This is a genomic window from Halobacillus litoralis, from assembly GCF_009856355.1.
Classification (GTDB): domain Bacteria; phylum Bacillota; class Bacilli; order Bacillales; family Halobacillaceae; genus Halobacillus; species Halobacillus litoralis_B.
In genome coordinates, this window is sequence record NZ_WMEW01000021.1 from 31,762 (window position 1) to 47,468 (window position 15,707).

At 49.2% G+C, this 15,707-nt stretch carries 17 protein-coding genes; 12 read left to right on the forward strand and 5 right to left on the reverse strand.

The annotated features are described in order from the left end of the window. Window positions 1-7 precede the first annotated feature (7 nt). Both GLV97_RS19290 and GLV97_RS19295 read left to right on the forward strand, forming a co-directional pair. Window positions 8-457 carry a GNAT family N-acetyltransferase gene (locus GLV97_RS19290; RefSeq protein WP_237418660.1) on the forward strand — a complete coding sequence of 150 codons (450 nt, stop codon included), beginning with the start codon at window positions 8-10 and terminating at the stop codon, window positions 455-457. Between the two features lie 74 nt (window positions 458-531). Then, window positions 532-1,986 (forward strand): aldehyde dehydrogenase family protein, encoded by a 1,455-nt coding sequence (locus GLV97_RS19295; RefSeq protein WP_160890369.1) that lies wholly within the window; start codon window positions 532-534, stop codon window positions 1,984-1,986. A 140-nt stretch (window positions 1,987-2,126) separates the two neighbouring features. Here the strand turns inward: GLV97_RS19295 and GLV97_RS19300 are convergent, their stop codons facing one another. Further along, the gene (locus GLV97_RS19300) at window positions 2,127-2,291 is read right to left on the reverse strand and encodes a hypothetical protein (protein ID WP_160839665.1); all 165 of its coding nucleotides are present in this window, start codon (window positions 2,289-2,291) and stop codon (window positions 2,127-2,129) included. Window positions 2,292-2,451: 160 nt separating this feature from the next. Then, the gene (locus GLV97_RS19305) at window positions 2,452-3,624 is read right to left on the reverse strand and encodes a pyridoxal phosphate-dependent aminotransferase (protein ID WP_160890370.1); all 1,173 of its coding nucleotides are present in this window, start codon (window positions 3,622-3,624) and stop codon (window positions 2,452-2,454) included. Window positions 3,625-3,773: 149 nt separating this feature from the next. Here GLV97_RS19305 and GLV97_RS19310 point away from each other — a divergent pair, with 149 nt between their 5' ends. Both GLV97_RS19310 and GLV97_RS19315 read left to right on the forward strand, forming a co-directional pair. Next, entirely contained in the window at window positions 3,774-5,105 is a 1,332-nt protein-coding gene (locus GLV97_RS19310; protein WP_160890371.1) for a CoA-disulfide reductase, read from the forward strand. A 31-nt stretch (window positions 5,106-5,136) separates the two neighbouring features. Continuing rightward, the gene (locus GLV97_RS19315; protein ID WP_160890372.1) at window positions 5,137-6,270 is read left to right on the forward strand and encodes a nitric oxide synthase oxygenase; all 1,134 of its coding nucleotides are present in this window, start codon (window positions 5,137-5,139) and stop codon (window positions 6,268-6,270) included. 87 nt (window positions 6,271-6,357) lie between these two features. On the opposite strand, the gene GLV97_RS19320 is transcribed toward GLV97_RS19315, so the two are convergent. Continuing rightward, entirely contained in the window at window positions 6,358-7,140 is a 783-nt protein-coding gene (locus GLV97_RS19320) for a carbon-nitrogen family hydrolase (protein ID WP_160890373.1), read from the reverse strand. A 114-nt stretch (window positions 7,141-7,254) separates the two neighbouring features. Between GLV97_RS19320 and GLV97_RS19325 the strand changes: the two genes are divergently transcribed. The 7 genes from GLV97_RS19325 to GLV97_RS19355 all read left to right on the forward strand — a co-directional run bounded on the left by GLV97_RS19325 (window position 7,255) and on the right by GLV97_RS19355 (window position 14,086). Further along, window positions 7,255-9,000 carry a sensor histidine kinase gene (locus tag GLV97_RS19325; RefSeq protein ID WP_160890374.1) on the forward strand — a complete coding sequence of 582 codons (1,746 nt, stop codon included), beginning with the start codon at window positions 7,255-7,257 and terminating at the stop codon, window positions 8,998-9,000. After that, a complete protein-coding gene (locus tag GLV97_RS19330; RefSeq protein WP_160839671.1) occupies window positions 8,997-9,725 on the forward strand; it encodes a LytR/AlgR family response regulator transcription factor in 729 nt (242 codons plus the stop codon). The genes GLV97_RS19325 and GLV97_RS19330 overlap by 4 nt, the downstream gene beginning before the upstream one ends. A 137-nt stretch (window positions 9,726-9,862) precedes the next feature. Then, complete coding sequence (locus tag GLV97_RS19335; protein ID WP_160890375.1) at window positions 9,863-11,305, forward strand: carbon starvation CstA family protein; 1,443 nt, start codon at window positions 9,863-9,865, stop codon at window positions 11,303-11,305. A gap of 566 nt (window positions 11,306-11,871) precedes the next feature. Beyond that, window positions 11,872-12,147, forward strand: a complete 276-nt coding sequence (locus GLV97_RS19340; RefSeq protein ID WP_160839673.1) for a GNAT family N-acetyltransferase — start codon at window positions 11,872-11,874, stop codon at window positions 12,145-12,147. A gap of 20 nt (window positions 12,148-12,167) precedes the next feature. Then, window positions 12,168-12,650 carry a GNAT family N-acetyltransferase gene (locus tag GLV97_RS19345; protein WP_337192777.1) on the forward strand — a complete coding sequence of 161 codons (483 nt, stop codon included), beginning with the start codon at window positions 12,168-12,170 and terminating at the stop codon, window positions 12,648-12,650. A gap of 26 nt (window positions 12,651-12,676) precedes the next feature. After that, the gene (locus tag GLV97_RS19350) at window positions 12,677-13,564 is read left to right on the forward strand and encodes a diacylglycerol/lipid kinase family protein (protein ID WP_160890376.1); all 888 of its coding nucleotides are present in this window, start codon (window positions 12,677-12,679) and stop codon (window positions 13,562-13,564) included. 93 nt (window positions 13,565-13,657) lie between these two features. Next, window positions 13,658-14,086: a YueI family protein gene (locus tag GLV97_RS19355; RefSeq protein WP_160890377.1), complete on the forward strand. Its 429-nt coding sequence runs from the start codon at window positions 13,658-13,660 to the stop codon at window positions 14,084-14,086. 31 nt (window positions 14,087-14,117) lie between these two features. Here the strand turns inward: GLV97_RS19355 and GLV97_RS19360 are convergent, their stop codons facing one another. Further along, window positions 14,118-14,309 carry a hypothetical protein gene (locus tag GLV97_RS19360; protein WP_160839677.1) on the reverse strand — a complete coding sequence of 64 codons (192 nt, stop codon included), beginning with the start codon at window positions 14,307-14,309 and terminating at the stop codon, window positions 14,118-14,120. Between the two features lie 526 nt (window positions 14,310-14,835). Here GLV97_RS19360 and GLV97_RS20230 point away from each other — a divergent pair. Further along, complete coding sequence (locus GLV97_RS20230; protein ID WP_160890378.1) at window positions 14,836-15,474, forward strand: lytic transglycosylase domain-containing protein; 639 nt, start codon at window positions 14,836-14,838, stop codon at window positions 15,472-15,474. A 32-nt stretch (window positions 15,475-15,506) separates the two neighbouring features. On the opposite strand, the gene GLV97_RS20100 is transcribed toward GLV97_RS20230, so the two are convergent. Further along, window positions 15,507-15,707 (reverse strand): hypothetical protein (locus GLV97_RS20100; RefSeq protein ID WP_237418661.1); only part of this gene is annotated, 201 nt, incomplete at its 5' end.

Here is a 15,707-nt window from a genome sequence, read left to right on the forward strand (position 1 = left end):
AAAGGGATTGGACTTGAACTGGAGCGAGAAAACGTATGAGCAGCTGACAAAACAGGAACTGTACAGCATTTTGAAATTACGCGTCGAAGTATTTGTCGTAGAGCAGGAATGTCCGTATCCGGAAATTGACGGACGTGACCCGGAATGTCTTCACATCTGGATGGAGGATGAGGGGGGAATAGCCGCCTACTGCCGCATTGTACCACCAGATCAGGAGAAAGAATCCTACAGCATCGGGCGTGTCATTGTACATAAGGATTACCGTGGAAAGGGAACCGCTCGTAAGCTGATGGATAAAGCCATTCAGGTGGTAGAAGCGAACTACAATACCGATCACATCTGGCTTTCAGGACAGGAACATTTAAGAGGGTTTTACGCTTCTTTCGGATTTGAGGAAATGACCGGCGTATATCTTGAAGACGGCATTCCCCACGTGGATATGAAGAAGAATTTGTAAAGTGTCCAAATGTTTGAAAGGCATCCAGGCGGGAATGATAGCCCTGTAAAGTTCCTGAATGGAGGTAAATAGAAATGAGTCCCCAAACATTTACGAAACAATATATCAATGGCCAATGGAAAAATGGCTCCAGTGAGAAATTTGTCGAGAATATCAATCCATATACAGAGCAGTCCATCGCATCGATCCCGTCAGCCAATGAAGATGATTTGAATGAAGCGTATGACGCGGCTGTTCAGGCCCAGGAAAGCTGGATGTCCGTCCTGCCGGCTCAGAAGCAGACATACTTCGATAAACTACTGCACGTCGTGCAGGAGCGGAAAGACGAAATCGTCGACTGGCTTGTGAAGGAATCCGGAAGCACGATCGTCAAAGCGGAAGTAGAATATCAAGCGGCTGTGTCCATCATCCGTGAATCAGCCAGTTTCCCGACGAGAATGTCCGGCACGATTCTTCCATCCAACACACCAGGGAAGGAAAACCGTGTCTACCGTTCTCCTAAAGGGGTGATCGGCATCATCGGACCTTGGAACTTCCCGTTCCACCTTGCCCTGAGATCCATTGCACCAGCTGTTGCGACAGGGAATACAGTCGTCGTTAAACCCGCTTCAGATGCACCGGTAACTTCTGGTCTATTAATCGCTGACTTGTTTGAGGAAGCCGGCTTCCCGGAAGGTGTCATCAATGTCGTGGTCGGGCGCGGATCTGAAATCGGCGACGCCTTTGTCACCCACCCGGCTGCTAAGCTGATCTCCTTTACCGGTTCAACAGAAGTGGGAAGTCATATTGGTGAGCTGGCTGGTAAACACATCAAGGATACGGCACTTGAACTCGGTGGAAACAACGCCATGATCGTCCTCGGGGACGCAGATGTGGAAAAAGCGGTGCAGGCCGCTGCTTTCGGTAAATTCCTGCACCAGGGACAGATTTGTATGTCTCTGAACAGAATCATTGTTCATGAAAGTGTTCACGATACATTCGTCGAGCAGTTCAAACAGAAAGTGGAAAGCCTGAAAGTCGGGGATCCTTCTGAAAAAGACACCGCCGTCGGACCACTGATCAACCGTGATGCTGTCGAGCGTATTCAGGAAGATCTGCAAAAGACCCTTGATCAAGGGGCGGAAGTTCTTACAGGCGGAGAAGCAGACGGCAATGTTCTGCAGCCGACTGTACTGACCGGTGTCACCAACGAGATGCCGATAGCCAATAATGAGGTGTTCGGCCCTGTAGCTTCTGTGATTCAAGTGTCTTCCGAGGAAGAAGCGATTACAGTGGCGAATGGTTCTCCATATGGACTGAGCGGGTCTGTTTTCACCCGTGATGTCCACCGCGGCGTGGAAGTAGCGAAGCGTGTGGAAACGGGAATGATTCATATCAATGATCAGTCCGTGAACGATGAAGCGCATGTCGCGTTCGGAGGAGAAAAAGAGTCAGGACTTGGTCGTTTCGGCGGTGAATGGGCTCTCGACAAATTTACCACTGTAAAATGGATCGGAGTCATGAACGGCTACCGTGAATATCCGTTTTAAATGAATAGAAAAAAGCCGGGCCTTTATCAATAGGCCCGGCTTTTTTTGGGAATTGTACAGATGTAGGTTTTCCAGAGTTCTTCTGCTGCAAGGAAGGCTGATTAAGGAAGAATAGTCGTGGAAAGGGAGGAGTGATGGAATCAATACTTCTCTATTTCCCATTTAGGTCCCTGGACAATTAATACGTTGAGCTTATCGGCATATTCTCTCGCATCTTCTTCGCGTGTGAATATCCGTTCTCTCCGGTCGATGGGATCCCTGAGGATTTCAATTACACTGCTGTCTCTTCTTACGAGCGCGTACATTCAAACCCCTCCTATAAGATATGTGTAATCTTTGTATAATATATATTTAAATCCATTTACAATAAAAGTGCAACTTTTATCTTGCGATCACATCATAAGTATGAAGAAGAATATCAATAAAAAAAACGCCTGTTCCTTATAGGACAGGCGTTTTTGATGCTTATTTCTCCGCAAATTTCTTGAAGCGTACAACAGCTTCTTTTAATGTCTCTTCTGAATTGTTCAGTCCGATGCGGACATAACCTTCTCCACTTGCTCCAAAACCGATCCCTGGTGCTACAAACAACCCGGTTTCCTCAAGCAGGGCATCCGCGAAGGACTGGGAGCTGTAGCCTTCGGGTACACGGAGCCATGCAAAGAAGGAACCCTTGCACGGTTCTACGTGATAGCCGGCCTCTTCCAAACCGGATAAAAGGAGATCGCGGCGGTGTTCATATGTCGATGCGAGTTCCTCTACACAAGCTTGTGAACTGAGAAGAGCTGTGGCAGAGGCTTTCTGAAGGCCGCCGAATATGCTGCAGAAATAGTGGTCCTGGATGGTTTCGATCGCCTTAATAACACTCGGGTTTCCGACAGCGAAAGCTACACGCCAGCCGGCCATGTTATAGGTTTTCGACATGGTGTACACTTCCACCCCTGTATTTTTGGCCCCTTCCACCTGCATAAAGCTGAGCGGTTTGACGCCGTCGAAACCGATCGCTCCATAAGCAAAATCATGAATGACGCAGACGTCATGCTTTTCTGCTTCTTTGATCGTTTCTTCGAAAAACGCCCGGTCCGCGACAGCTCCGGTTGGGTTGTTGGGGTAATTGAGGAACATGAGTCTGGCTTTTTCCCAGCTTTCGGCATCAATCGCTTCATAGTCAGGAAGGAAATCATTCTCAGCCAGCAGCGGCATCGGCTTCATTTCCGCTCCGACCATTTCAATTCCTGACCAGTAATCCGGGTACCCGGGATCCGGAACGAGGGCGACATCTCCGGGATCCAAAAAGCACTGGCTCAGTTCCACCAGTCCTGTTTTACTTCCGGGCATGATAGCGACTTCTGTTTCAGGGTCCAGATCAACGTCATACTCACGCTTATAAAACTCAGCGATCGCTTCCTTAAAGAACGTATACCCGTGAAAAGGCGGGTACTGATGAAACTCAGGGTTGTCTGCAGCTTCTTTTAAAGAGTCGACGATATGATCGGGAGTCGGCTGGTCCGGGTTTCCCTGACCAAGGTTAATGGTGTCCCAGCCCTTCCTTTCATAGGCGTTCAGTTTATCAATCAGCGTTGCGAAAAATTGATCAGGCAGACGCTTGATGGCTTTGGATGTTTGAAATTCTTTCATGTATGGTCACCTCAGGCTTATGTTTTTGGAAAAGTCGAACAAAAAGATAATATAGACAGTGTAACATGACGGAAGTTTGAGTGGGAACATTAATGGTAAAGAAGTATAAATAGAACATACGTCTGCGGACAGGAAAAGGAGTGAGCGTGATGAATATTGTGGTTATCGGCGGGGATGCTGCAGGAATGAGTGCGGCGATGCAGATTGTCCGTAATACAGATGGGCATACGATTACGGTACTTGAGAAAGGGGAGATTACTTCCTACGGTCAGTGCGGACTTCCTTATGTGTTAAAAGGGGTCGTGGATTCAACCGAAGATCTGATAGCAAGGAACCCTGAAACGTTCAGGGAGAAATACGGGATTGACGTTCGCATCCGCCATGAAGTCGAACAGGTGGATTGTGACAGGAAAAAGGTTTACGCCCGAAACCTGGTTGATGGTGAAACAGTGGAATTGAAATATGACAAGCTGTTAATCGCTTCCGGCGCTTCTCCCATCGTGCCTCCATGGAATGGACAGCATTTGGACGGGATTTATACGTTGAAGACGATTCCTGATATCGAGGAGATTATGGAAGGAACAACGAAAGCTGTTCAGCAGGTAACGATTATCGGCGGGGGTTACATCGGTTTGGAAATGGCGGAAAGCTACCGGGCGCTTGGAAAACAAGTAAGAATCATTGACCGCGGTGGTCAGTTAGCGAAAATTTTTGATGAGGACATGGGTGAACTGGTCCATGAAGAAGCACGGGAGAACGGACTTGAACTCCATCTTGATGAGTCTGTTGAAGGCTTTCAGGGACAGGACCACGTTGAAGCGGTTGTAACAGATAAAGGGACCTACGAAAGTGACCTTGTGCTTGTGGCCGCGGGAGTGACGCCTAATACCTCGTTTCTTGAGGGGACGGGTATATACAAAGGGATCAAGGATGCTGTGGCTGTCAATGCGTTTATGGAGACAAGCATTATGGACATTTATGCCGCCGGCGACTGCGCTGTTCAATATCACCGGATCAAAGAAAAAATGGATTATATTCCGCTTGGGACCCATGCCAACAAACAGGGCCAGATTGCAGGATTGAATATAGCTGGTATCCGTACACCTTTCCGCGGAATCGTAGGCACATCCATATTGAAATTTTTTGATTTAACGCTTGGACGCACAGGTTTATCGGAGCGTGAAGCCGTGCAGGAGAAGTTTTCGGTGAAGACGATGACCGTCCAATCCACCCACGAAGCCGGCTATTATTCTAAGGAAAACCCGATGACTGTAAAGGTGATTTATGATGCAGGGACCCGGCAGCTCCTTGGCGGACAGATTATAGGGAAGGAAGGGGTGGACAAGCGGATCGACGTGCTTGCCACTGCATTGTTCCACAAAATGAAGGTGGATGATCTTCAGGATCTTGATCTCAGCTATGCCCCTCCCTACAACAGTGTGTGGGATCCAATCCAGCAGGCGGCGCGTAAAGCGGACTGATCGATAGGGGAATCTATAGGAGTATGGTAGGATGGGGAATGAGCAACCTACAGGAGGATGTCGTACTGTGAATACAGATCTATATACAAAGGCGGAGGAATTCATCCGCCTGTTTTACCATGAGCAGCAGCTTTCCGGGGTAAAGGCCCGGCTTGCTGTTGTCCGACAGGCCATTGAAGAGGAAGGAACCTATACCCATACCTCTGAGGAATTGGAATTCGGTGCCAAAGTGGCATGGCGGAATAGTAACCGCTGCATCGGCCGGCTGTTCTGGGATACGCTGCGCGTGTTCGATGCCCGTCATCTGGACACGGCCGAAGCTATGCGCGACGCTCTTTTTGACCACATCGATTACGCCACGAATGGAGGGCGGATCCGCTCAACCATCACCATCTTCAAACCGGAAACCGAGAAGCACCAGGTGCGTCTCTGGAACCACCAGCTCATCCGGTACGCCGGCTACGAGGAAAATGGCAGAGTGATCGGAGATCCTGCTTCTCTGGAATTCACCAAACGCTGTCAGGAACTTGGATGGCAGGGGGAAGGGACGGCTTATGATGTTCTTCCTTTAGTCATTGAAGCGGATCATCAGCAGCCTCAGTGGTTTGAAATCCCCCGGGAAAAAATTCTGGAAGTCCCATTAAGGCACCCGGATTTTGACTGGTTTACAGATATGGGATTGAAGTGGTACGCCGTGCCGATCATTTCGGACATGCGTCTTGAAATCGGTGGGCTGAACTATACCGCGGCGCCGTTCAACGGGTGGTACATGGAAACGGAAATCGGAGCCCGTAATCTGGCTGATGAATTCCGCTATGACCTGCTTCCGGCAGTGGCTGAAGCGATGGGGCTGAATACCCGGCGCAATGCATCGTTATGGAAGGACCGTGCCTTGATTGAATTGAACCAGGCCGTTCTTTATTCCTACCAGATGGATCGGGTGAATATCGTCGATCATCACACCGCAGCCAAACAGTTCCAACGATTCGAGCAGAAAGAACAAGCCTGCGGGCGGCAGGCGACAGGCGATTGGACGTGGTTGATCCCACCTGTATCGCCGGCAGCCACTCACATTTTCCATTCTTCTTATGAGAATCGGATGGATTCACCAAACTATTTTTATCAAACGCCTGCTTATGAAGCAGAAAAACCGTCGGACCTTTGAAGGTCCGGCGGTTTTTTTGTGGGTCTTATCATATTTGTTCATGATCTTCCGCCTATATCCATTTATCCCCAGTGGATAGCTGTGAAGTCATTGATAAAGGTCTGGACGGCGGTCCTGGAAAATCGGAATCTGCCTGCGGATCGCCTCAACTTCGGAGAAGTCGACCTCCCCATAGACAATTTCTTCGTCCAGTCCCCCCTCGGCGACAACGGTTCCCCATGGGTCAATAATGAGTGAATGACCGCCAAAGGTATTATTCGGATCAGAACCGGAGCGGTTGCAGGCCATGACAAAGCATTGGTTTTCAATGGCACGGCTGATCAGGAGGCTCCGCCAGTGATCGACGCGCGGCTTCGGCCATTCTGCGACAACCATCAGACCCCGGGCCCCGTCGAGCATTTCCGTACGCATCCATTCAGGGAAACGGATGTCATAGCAGATCGCTCCTGCCAGCGGCACGTTATGTAAGTGGAAGGTTCCCTGTGTATCTCCGGACTCCAGGTATTTTTCTTCATCCATCAGGCGGAACAAGTGAACTTTGCGATATTTGAGCAGGCGGCCGCCCTGTTCGTCGTAAACGACCATCGTATTGTAGAAGGACTCTCGATCTCGTTCAGCGATTGAGCCGGCAATTGTTACGCTGTAATCACGGGCAAGCTTCTGCAGAAGCTGATGCGTCGGCCCCTCCATATCTTCAGCGATTTCTTCCAGGCGTGTCAGGTCATATCCCGTTGTCCAGAGTTCGGGAAGCAGGATCAAAGCACTTCCCTGATCAGCCGCTTCTTTTATTTTAGCCTCCGCTGTTCTTCGGTTGGCAGCCGGGTCTCCGAAGGCAATATCCATTTGAATCATAGCGATCTTTGTTTTCATTATCATCACCTCATTTTCCCCTAGTGTATCAAATTATTCTGACGTTTTCCCGCTTTCCGTCACTTTTTTGGAAGCGTGATACAATAGAAAAAAAGATAGAAAGAGGAATGTGCGATGTTCGAACTTTTTCTGCCTATGCTGGAACGGCTTGGGATCATCGTCACGGCAGCCTTTATATTCACGCGGTTCCACTTTTTCCGTGAACTGGCCGATCAGAGGATGTTAACAGGGAAACAGCAGATGACGGCCATCGTTTTCTTCGGGTTGTTTGGAATAATCGGAACATACACTGGAATTACGTATGACACCAATTCCTTGGAATTCGGCCGGTGGGCGTATCAGCTTGTGGATACTGAAGCACTGGCGAACTCCAGGGTGATTGGTATTGTGGCTGCAGGTCTGTTCGGCGGCTGGCGGATCGGACTTGGAGCGGGAGTGATTGCCGGGCTGCACCGGTTTTCCCTTGGAGGATTTACGGGTTTGGCCTGTGGTATTTCCGCTGTCGTTGCAGGTTTGATCGCTGGATTTTTTCATCAAAAAGGAAAGCCCTTGAAGCTGAAAACGGCTTTGTTCGTGGGGGCTCTGGCGGAGACGATCCAAATGGGAATTATTCTCCTGATGGCGCAGCCGTTTACAAGAGCATGGGCACTTGTCCAGGAAATCGGCCTCCCTATGATCGCCGCCAATGGCGTCGGGTCTGCACTCTTTCTGCTCATTATCCGGAATGTGTTGAATGAGGAGGAAAAAGCAGGAGCCGTTCAGGCACAGAAGGCCCTGAAGCTCGCTGAACTGACTGTCGCCCATCTCCGTAAAGGTTTGACAAAGGAATCGGCGGCAAGAGCGTGCCGGATCATTTATGACGAAGTTCATGTAAGCGCTATATCTATGACGGATAAACAGACGATTCTTGCTCACGTTGGTCTTGCTGATGATCACCATCATTACGGGGAAGCCATTCAAACCGATGCGACGAAAGAGGTGATCCGCTCTGGACGCCGTGTCATAGTCGGGCATGAGGATATTCAATGTCAGCACCAAGACTGCCCGCTGGGGGCGGCTGTGATTGTGCCTCTGAAAAAACGGGATGAAGTGGTAGGGACATTGAAATTTTATGTGAGAACAGAAAAAGAAATTCCAACCGTTCTTCTGGAACTGATTCAGGGATTGAGTGCGCTCCTCAGCCAGCAGCTTGAACTGGCGGATGCCGACCAGGCGGAGGAGCTGGCAAGAAAGGCCGAAGTAAAGGCCCTGCAGGCCCAGGTGAACCCACACTTTTTGTTCAATTCGTTGAACGTGATCGTTTCGTTGACACGAACGGAGCCGGATAAAGCACGTTCTCTGCTTATCGCGCTTTCTAAATTTTTCCGAAAAAATCTCGGGGCGACAACGAAAACATGGGTCAGTCTTGAGGAAGAATTGAAGCACGTCCGTGCCTATCTCTTAATAGAAGAAACGCGATTTGTAGACAGGTTGAAGATTGATTATGACATTGATGAATCCGCCCTGTCTGCAAAAATCGCTCCGCTTACGCTTCAGCCTCTAGTGGAGAACAGCATGAAGCATGGGGTGAAGGATCAGGATGAAGAAGCCCGGATCACATTAACCATTCAAAAGGAGGGCACCTGTGTCCGCGTATCCATTGCTGATAATGGCAGGGGGATTGACCCGGTCCGCCTTCAACAGCTGGGTGAAGGGGTTGTAGACTCAGAGAAGGGGGCTGGATTTGGTTTGTATAATGTTAACAAGCGATTGGAATACATGCATGGGGAAGAAGCGAAACTGCACATCGAAAGCAAGCCCGGGCAGGGGACGATAATCAGCTTCATTCTTCCTCTGGAAGAAAAGGAGGAGACAGCATGACTGATATAAGGGTGCTGATCGTTGATGATGAACGCTTCAGCCGGGAGGAGTTATCGTTCCTGCTTCAACCCTTTGAACGGATGAAAGTGGTCGGGGAAGCGGCCTCCGGCGATGAAGCTATTGTGGCTGCTTTGAAATACCAGCCGGACGTCATGTTTCTGGATGTCGAAATGCCCAAGATGGATGGACTGGCTGTAGCTGCTGCCATAAAGGATTTAAAAAAGGTACCCGAAATCGTGTTTGCCACAGCTTATCCGGATTTTGCAGTAGAAGCCTTCCGTCATCAGGCACTCGATTATCTGCTTAAGCCGTTTGATGAGGACCAGCTGGCTGAGACGATCAAACGGATTGAAAAGAAGCTTCAGCTTCAGGAAGACCATCATCCGGTTACAGTTCCTTCCAAATTTGCAGTTGAGGTGGACGACACGATTGAATACCTCAACCCATCAGATATCCTGTATGTGTACAGAGAGGACAGAACAACGAAGATCGTCGGCCGGACAGCGGTCTATGAGACAAACGATCCATTGAAAGACGTAGAGGAGCGGCTGCAGCCGTTCTCGTTTTTCAGGATTCATAAAAGTTACCTCGTCAACCTTGATTATATTTACAGACTCACCCCATGGTTTAACGGAGCCTGGCAGCTCGAGCTGCGGGGGGCGGAAGAAAAATTGTCTGTGAGCAGGAATTATGTAAAGGATTTACGAAGAAAGCTGGAGCTGTGAAAGACGCATTTTTTCGATGCGTTTTTTCTGCATGTTGAACACGTGGAACGACATGATAAACAGAACCCCCTCTTTTGTAAGCGTTACCATGGTATGCTTTATGCAACCGATTACAAACAAGGGGAGGAGAGCAGCTGATGATTACATTTCTAGTCAGTATTGCGCTTTTAATCGTCGGATACTTTACTTATGGAAAATACGTAGAAAAACAGTTCGGAGTTCAGACGGGTCGTGAAACTCCTGCTTACAGCCACGGAGACGGTGTGGATTATCTGCCGATGGGGGAAAAGCGGAACTCGTTGATCCAGCTTTTGAACATTGCCGGAGTCGGCCCGATTTTCGGTCCTATTCTCGGGGCACTTTACGGGCCTGTCGCGTTTTTGTGGATTGTATTTGGCTGCATTTTCGCTGGAGCTGTCCATGATTACTTAACCGGAATGATATCCATCCGGAACCGCGGGGCTCACCTGCCTGAGCTGGCTGGAAAGTTTCTCGGAAAAGTGATGAAGCATGTGGTGAACGCCTTTGCTATTCTACTTCTCGTTCTTGTCGGAACTGTGTTTGTGACTGCGCCCGCTGATCTTCTGCACAATATGACGAGCGGCTGGCTGTCACTGCCGGTGATTCTGGCAGCGATATTTGTATATTATCTGCTGGCCACGATGCTTCCGATTGATAAAATTATCGGGCGTTTCTATCCGATCTTCGGAGCGCTGTTATTAATCAGTGCGATTGGAGTCGGCGTGTCTCTGGTAGTTACCGGCGCACCGATTCCAGAGCTGTCGATGACGAACATGCACCCTGATGACGCACCGATTTTCCCGCTGTTATTTCTAACGATTTCCTGTGGAGCGCTGTCCGGTTTCCACGCCACTCAGACTCCGATTATTTCAAGAACGACTCAAAAAGAAAAACAGGGGCGCCGCATTTTTTACGGGATGATGATTGCGGAAGGGGTCATCGCCATGATCTGGGCGGCTGCAGCAATGAGTCTGTTCGGAGGATCGGGCGGATTAAATGAAGTGCTTGCAAGTGGAGGACCGGCTGCTGTCGTCAGTGAAGTATCGATCGCTATGCTTGGTGCTGTCGGTGGAACGCTTGCTGTCCTTGGTGTCATTATCCTGCCGATTACTTCAGGGGATACAGCTTTCCGCAGTGCCCGTATGATCATTGCTGACTACTTGAATATCTCCCAGAAAAAGCTTGCCAGCCGTATCTGGATTGCGCTGCCATTGTTTGTCATTTCCTTTGCTCTGACACGTATAGACTTCACCCTGCTTTGGAGGTATTTCTCCTGGGCCAACCAGTCCACGGCTGTCATTGCGCTGTGGGTGGGAGCAATGTATCTGTTCCTCGCCAGAAAAAACTATTGGATCGCCGCTGTCCCGGCAGCATTTATGACGATGGCTACGTTTACGTACATCATCAATGCGCCGATCGGATTCGGTCTTCCATTAAACGTCGCTTATGTGCTTGCTGCAATCATTACCACCGGCGTTGTTACAGCTTTCTTTGTGGCTGCCAAACGCGGTCTGCAGCGGAACATCCCGCTGGAGGAAGACTTGAAGACAACTGCCTGAAGTTATATTCCTGAAAAACATCCACGGGCCTTCCGTGGATGTTTTTCATATGGGAGGGAGGGAATGCTTTTTATAAGAAGGCTCTGTTATGGCTTGGTGTTGTTATTTAACATGTGAGCTCCTATCCCCCCTTTCTGTCATGGGATTTGTATGAGGCGGCCTTGGGAATGACTCCCTTTCCGTGGGGTACCGTGAGCCTCCTCAGGCTGTGCCTTCCGGGGTCTCACGATGTACCTTCATCCCACAGGAGTCTCGCCATTCCCAAGGCCGCCTCTGCTAAGAAGGGTAGTTAGAATGGACATAACCGAAGTCCGTTACACCACTATGAAAGGGATGGCAGGGAAAACAGGTAGACTCCTGCGGGAAAAAGGAACAAGTTGAGACCCCGGAGAACGAAGTTCGAGGAGGCTCATCGTTCCCCGCGGAAAGCGGACGGTTTTCCCTGCCATCCCATGCTCTGAGTAAACAACGGACCGGCCCCTTAATTCCAGACAGAGACGATTTAGTAATCGTTTAAAATATCAACAACAGACTTTAACAGAGCCTATAAGAAAGGGGAGTTGAATATGGAACGAATGATTCATGAAGAAAAAGGAAGACTTTATATGGGAGAAAAACAGAATCCGGATGCAGAACTGGTTTTTGATTTGGAAGATGATACAATGATCATTCTGAGCACACATGTAGATCCTGCCGAGCGTGAACAGGGGCTTGGCGGGCAGCTGGTGGACGAAGCCGTGAATTATGCCAGAAAACATAAATTAAAGATCGACCCTGTGTGCTCTTTTGCGCATAATGTAATAGAAGAAACCCCGGAATATCAGGTGGTTCGTAAGAAGTAGAGGAGGCGTTTGATTTGGCAGTGATCAGGGAAGTAGAGGACAGGGATTTAATGCACTTTACAAGATATGCCGTGGATTTTCTGCATGCAGTGAAAGATGAACAGGAAGGACAGCTGTCAGGAGATGTGCTCCGGGATCGTAAATTCTGGGCGGCTGATCAGTTTACAAATGCCGCACCGGAACAAAAGCTGATGGCCGCCGAAGTGGAAGGGCGGCTGATCGGATACGGCCTTGCTGTGTTGGATCAGGATTCCGTCGGGGAGAGAACAGGACGGATTCGAGAACTGTATGTGGATGAATTTTACCGCCGGGAAGGCATAGGTACGGAGCTGTGCCGCGCCCTCTTGGACTGGATGAAACAGCAGCATGTCACGTGCATCCAGGTCGAGTGGCAGGGGACGAAACAGGGAGGACAGGAATTCTTCCAATCGTTCGGGTTCATTCCTGTGCGGACGGTTTATCAATATCCTGAACATTTACCCAGTGGGGGCCGGGAAGAATAAGGTCCCTCAAACAGGGAGGCTGAATCATGAAAAGCGCGATGCTGATTGTCAATCCATCTTCCGGTAAAGAAGAGGCCGTTACCTATGTGGCTGAGATTCAGGAGATACTGGAGGATAAAGGCTATAACGTGAAAGAAGTGCAGACAGAAAAAGAATTGGATGCTACAAAGTACTGCCGGAATGCGTGTGAAGAAGCATATGATCTGGTCGTTTCCCTTGGAGGGGACGGCACCCTTCATGAAACTATCAACGGCATGGTCAATCAGGACCACCGGCCTTTATTGGCAGTTATCCCACTGGGGACCGTCAACGATTTCGCCAGAGCTTTGAACATCCCGCTTCATCCGGATGAAGCAATCCAGCTGCTGCGGAATGACCATTCCCGGAAAGTGGATATAGGTAAAGTGAACGACCGGTATTTTGTAAATATTACAGCTGCCGGGGCTCTTGCGGAAGCGACGTATGAAGTCAGCCCGGAGCAGAAGACACGCTTCGGTCCGCTTGCCTATGTAATGGAAGGGATCAAAACGCTGTCTTCAGATGTGACCAGTCCTCTCAGAATCAAATTCGATGAGGATAGAGTGTGGGAAGGAGACGCTTTCCTGTTTCTGGCCGCTTTAACAAATTCCACAGGTGGATTTGAGCGCCTGGCTCCTGAGGCGGAAGTGGATGACGGTGTGCTGCACTGCTTTATTCTCCCTCGGATGAATATGATGCGGCTGGCTTCCATCGTGACGTCGATTTTGAAAGGGGAATTACAGGGGGATTCCTCCGTCGAGTATTTCAAGGCCCGCCGTGTTGAGCTTTCATCCGCGGAAACGGTAAAAACAAATGTCGATGGGGAAGAGGGAGATCCACTCCCTGTTGCTCTTGATGTACTTCCTTCTCATATAGAAGTTATATCTGTACCTTAGGACGGTGTCTCTGGACCCGTCCTTTCTACTGGGCTTTTTGAATGGATGTCCGTTGGTTGAACGTTCATAATAGAAGAGTGAGGTGATAGGAATATGAAAAAACCGGATTTGGAGGATTACCTGCAGGAAGGAATATACGGAAGCAGAGAAACCAACCCGGGTGAACGAAGGAAATTCCTGGGTACGCTGCGGGAGCGGATACTGCTTGCCCTGACTAACGGACAAGTGATGCAGGAAGAAGGTTTTGAGGAGTTGGAAAAGGAAATGAGCCGCTGGCCCAAGGCCACTCTTTTATTAAACGGGGAAATCAGCTATCGTTTTTTATCGCCGTTAAAGGACCTGGCGGATAAGCACAACATTCATCATACAACTATTTCGAATCAGGAAACAGAAACGGAATACGGAGCGGTTTTAACGCTCGATTACGCCGTGGAGAAAGAAGAGATCCATTACCATCCGCCGGTGGAACAAGAAGAAGCCCCTGAGCGGAAAAGCTTCCTGAAACGATGGTTCGGCATATGAAAAAGGACTGCAGGGAGCAGTCCTTTTTTTATTATTGATATTGTTTGAGGAACCGGGCTAAGCCAGTAAATATAAGTACAAATGAGAACAGAATCATCGCAATGTAGCCTGCGTAATACAAGAATTGATCAAAGAAATTCCCACCCGTGTCACCTAAGCTGAACAGGGCATAACCAGCGAGCAGGGCAGCCAGGAAATAAAACGCATTGTTGTTGAAGTCCATGATGGTTTCCCACCTCCTTTGTACTTTCAATATATGAGGGGCAGGCAGGCAATATTTATCTTTTAGAAAATATTTTGTCCTTCATGAACAGCATAAAAAAACTCCCTTTTGACATTCAAAAGGGAGATGGTGCTCGTCTTTCGATGAGGGAAGACGTACCATGAAATCTACAGGTTATTTTTCCTGGCGGGGAAAAATAATAGGGTCATTCGACGTAAGAGACAAAAGAGTGTACCTATGTAAGAACAGTTACGATATCAGCAATCGCAGAGAAGCGTGGACAACCTCACGCCCTACCACTTACGGTGATGAGGAAACTCTTTTGCTTCTTTTAGTATACCACTGCCTGGGCCGGTTCTGCTTTGGGAAAAAGAGAGGGAAAAAGGATACTTAAATGAGTGATTCAGGAAAGTTTTTTCTCAAGTTCTGTCTAAGATTGGAAACTTGTAAAAATGATCCATTAGAATATTGTCGGAAGTCGTCGCATCCTGTACACTTTACATATTAATGAGACGAGGTGGAAGCAATGGATATCAACAGGCTTCAATGGATGATGCAGATGCAGAGCGTTTCTTCTTTTATCACCAGTCAGCAGAAGAACCAAGGGCAGGCACTGCAGGGATTATCCTTTCAGGATCTGTTTCAGGCAGCCGTCAGCCGGACGTTGGCGTCAGGCGTTTCTCCTGTGCAGACGAGTACGGATTCCCTTTATTTAAACGGAGCGGGGAGAATACCAGCGTCACTTGTCCCAACAGCACCGGCACAGCCGGCCTCCATGGGGGAAACCGAAAGCCCTCCAAGTCTTGATGGTTTGATCTCGAAGGCCTCTTCCCGTTACGGTGTGGATGAACGTCTGATCAGGTCTGTCATTCAGACAGAATCCAATTTTGATGCAGATGTCGTGAGTCATGCCGGAGCCCAGGGGCTGATGCAGCTGATGCCGGCTACAGCAAGGGGGCTCGGAGTGGAAAATCCTTTTGACCCGGAACAGAACATTATGGGTGGGACTAAGTATTTAAAGCAGATGCTTGACCGCTACAATGATGATCCATCTCTGGCTCTTGCGGCCTACAATGCCGGTCCGGGCAACGTCGATAAGTTCGGTGGCATTCCTCCTTTCCGTGAAACAGAGAATTATGTAAGTAAGGTGCTTGGACGCGTGTGAAAAACCCCTGACAGGTCTCTGTCAGGGGTTTTTCACCGATGTTTATATGCCATGTAACTTTTACCGTCACGACCCGTCGGGGCTGACCGGGGCGCCTGCGCATGTGTTTTTTGTAATCCGGTTCCGAGGAGCAGCCCTTCGCGGTATAAGCCGGTCAATTCCGTGAAGAAAGTTCCCTTCACTGCAATGCCCGGCTTATACGTGTCAGGCCTCCCAGCTCCTCTCCACACCCT

What these genes read in the sequence shown, in the direction of transcription:
- GLV97_RS19295 (WP_160890369.1), top strand. Translation starts at nt 532, where the DNA reads ATGAGTCCCCAAACATTTACGAAACAATATATCAATGGCCAATGGAAA.
- GLV97_RS19300 (WP_160839665.1), bottom strand. Translation starts at nt 2,291, where the DNA reads ATGTACGCGCTCGTAAGAAGAGACAGCAGTGTAATTGAAATCCTCAGG.
- GLV97_RS19305 (WP_160890370.1), bottom strand. Translation starts at nt 3,624, where the DNA reads ATGAAAGAATTTCAAACATCCAAAGCCATCAAGCGTCTGCCTGATCAA.
- GLV97_RS19310 (WP_160890371.1), top strand. Translation starts at nt 3,774, where the DNA reads ATGAATATTGTGGTTATCGGCGGGGATGCTGCAGGAATGAGTGCGGCG.
- GLV97_RS19315 (WP_160890372.1), top strand. Translation starts at nt 5,137, where the DNA reads ATGGGGAATGAGCAACCTACAGGAGGATGTCGTACTGTGAATACAGAT.
- GLV97_RS19320 (WP_160890373.1), bottom strand. Translation starts at nt 7,140, where the DNA reads ATGAAAACAAAGATCGCTATGATTCAAATGGATATTGCCTTCGGAGAC.
- GLV97_RS19325 (WP_160890374.1), top strand. Translation starts at nt 7,255, where the DNA reads ATGTTCGAACTTTTTCTGCCTATGCTGGAACGGCTTGGGATCATCGTC.
- GLV97_RS19330 (WP_160839671.1), top strand. Translation starts at nt 8,997, where the DNA reads ATGACTGATATAAGGGTGCTGATCGTTGATGATGAACGCTTCAGCCGG.
- GLV97_RS19335 (WP_160890375.1), top strand. Translation starts at nt 9,863, where the DNA reads ATGATTACATTTCTAGTCAGTATTGCGCTTTTAATCGTCGGATACTTT.
- GLV97_RS19340 (WP_160839673.1), top strand. Translation starts at nt 11,872, where the DNA reads ATGGAACGAATGATTCATGAAGAAAAAGGAAGACTTTATATGGGAGAA.
- GLV97_RS19350 (WP_160890376.1), top strand. Translation starts at nt 12,677, where the DNA reads ATGAAAAGCGCGATGCTGATTGTCAATCCATCTTCCGGTAAAGAAGAG.
- GLV97_RS19355 (WP_160890377.1), top strand. Translation starts at nt 13,658, where the DNA reads ATGAAAAAACCGGATTTGGAGGATTACCTGCAGGAAGGAATATACGGA.
- GLV97_RS19360 (WP_160839677.1), bottom strand. Translation starts at nt 14,309, where the DNA reads ATGGACTTCAACAACAATGCGTTTTATTTCCTGGCTGCCCTGCTCGCT.
- GLV97_RS20230 (WP_160890378.1), top strand. Translation starts at nt 14,836, where the DNA reads ATGGATATCAACAGGCTTCAATGGATGATGCAGATGCAGAGCGTTTCT.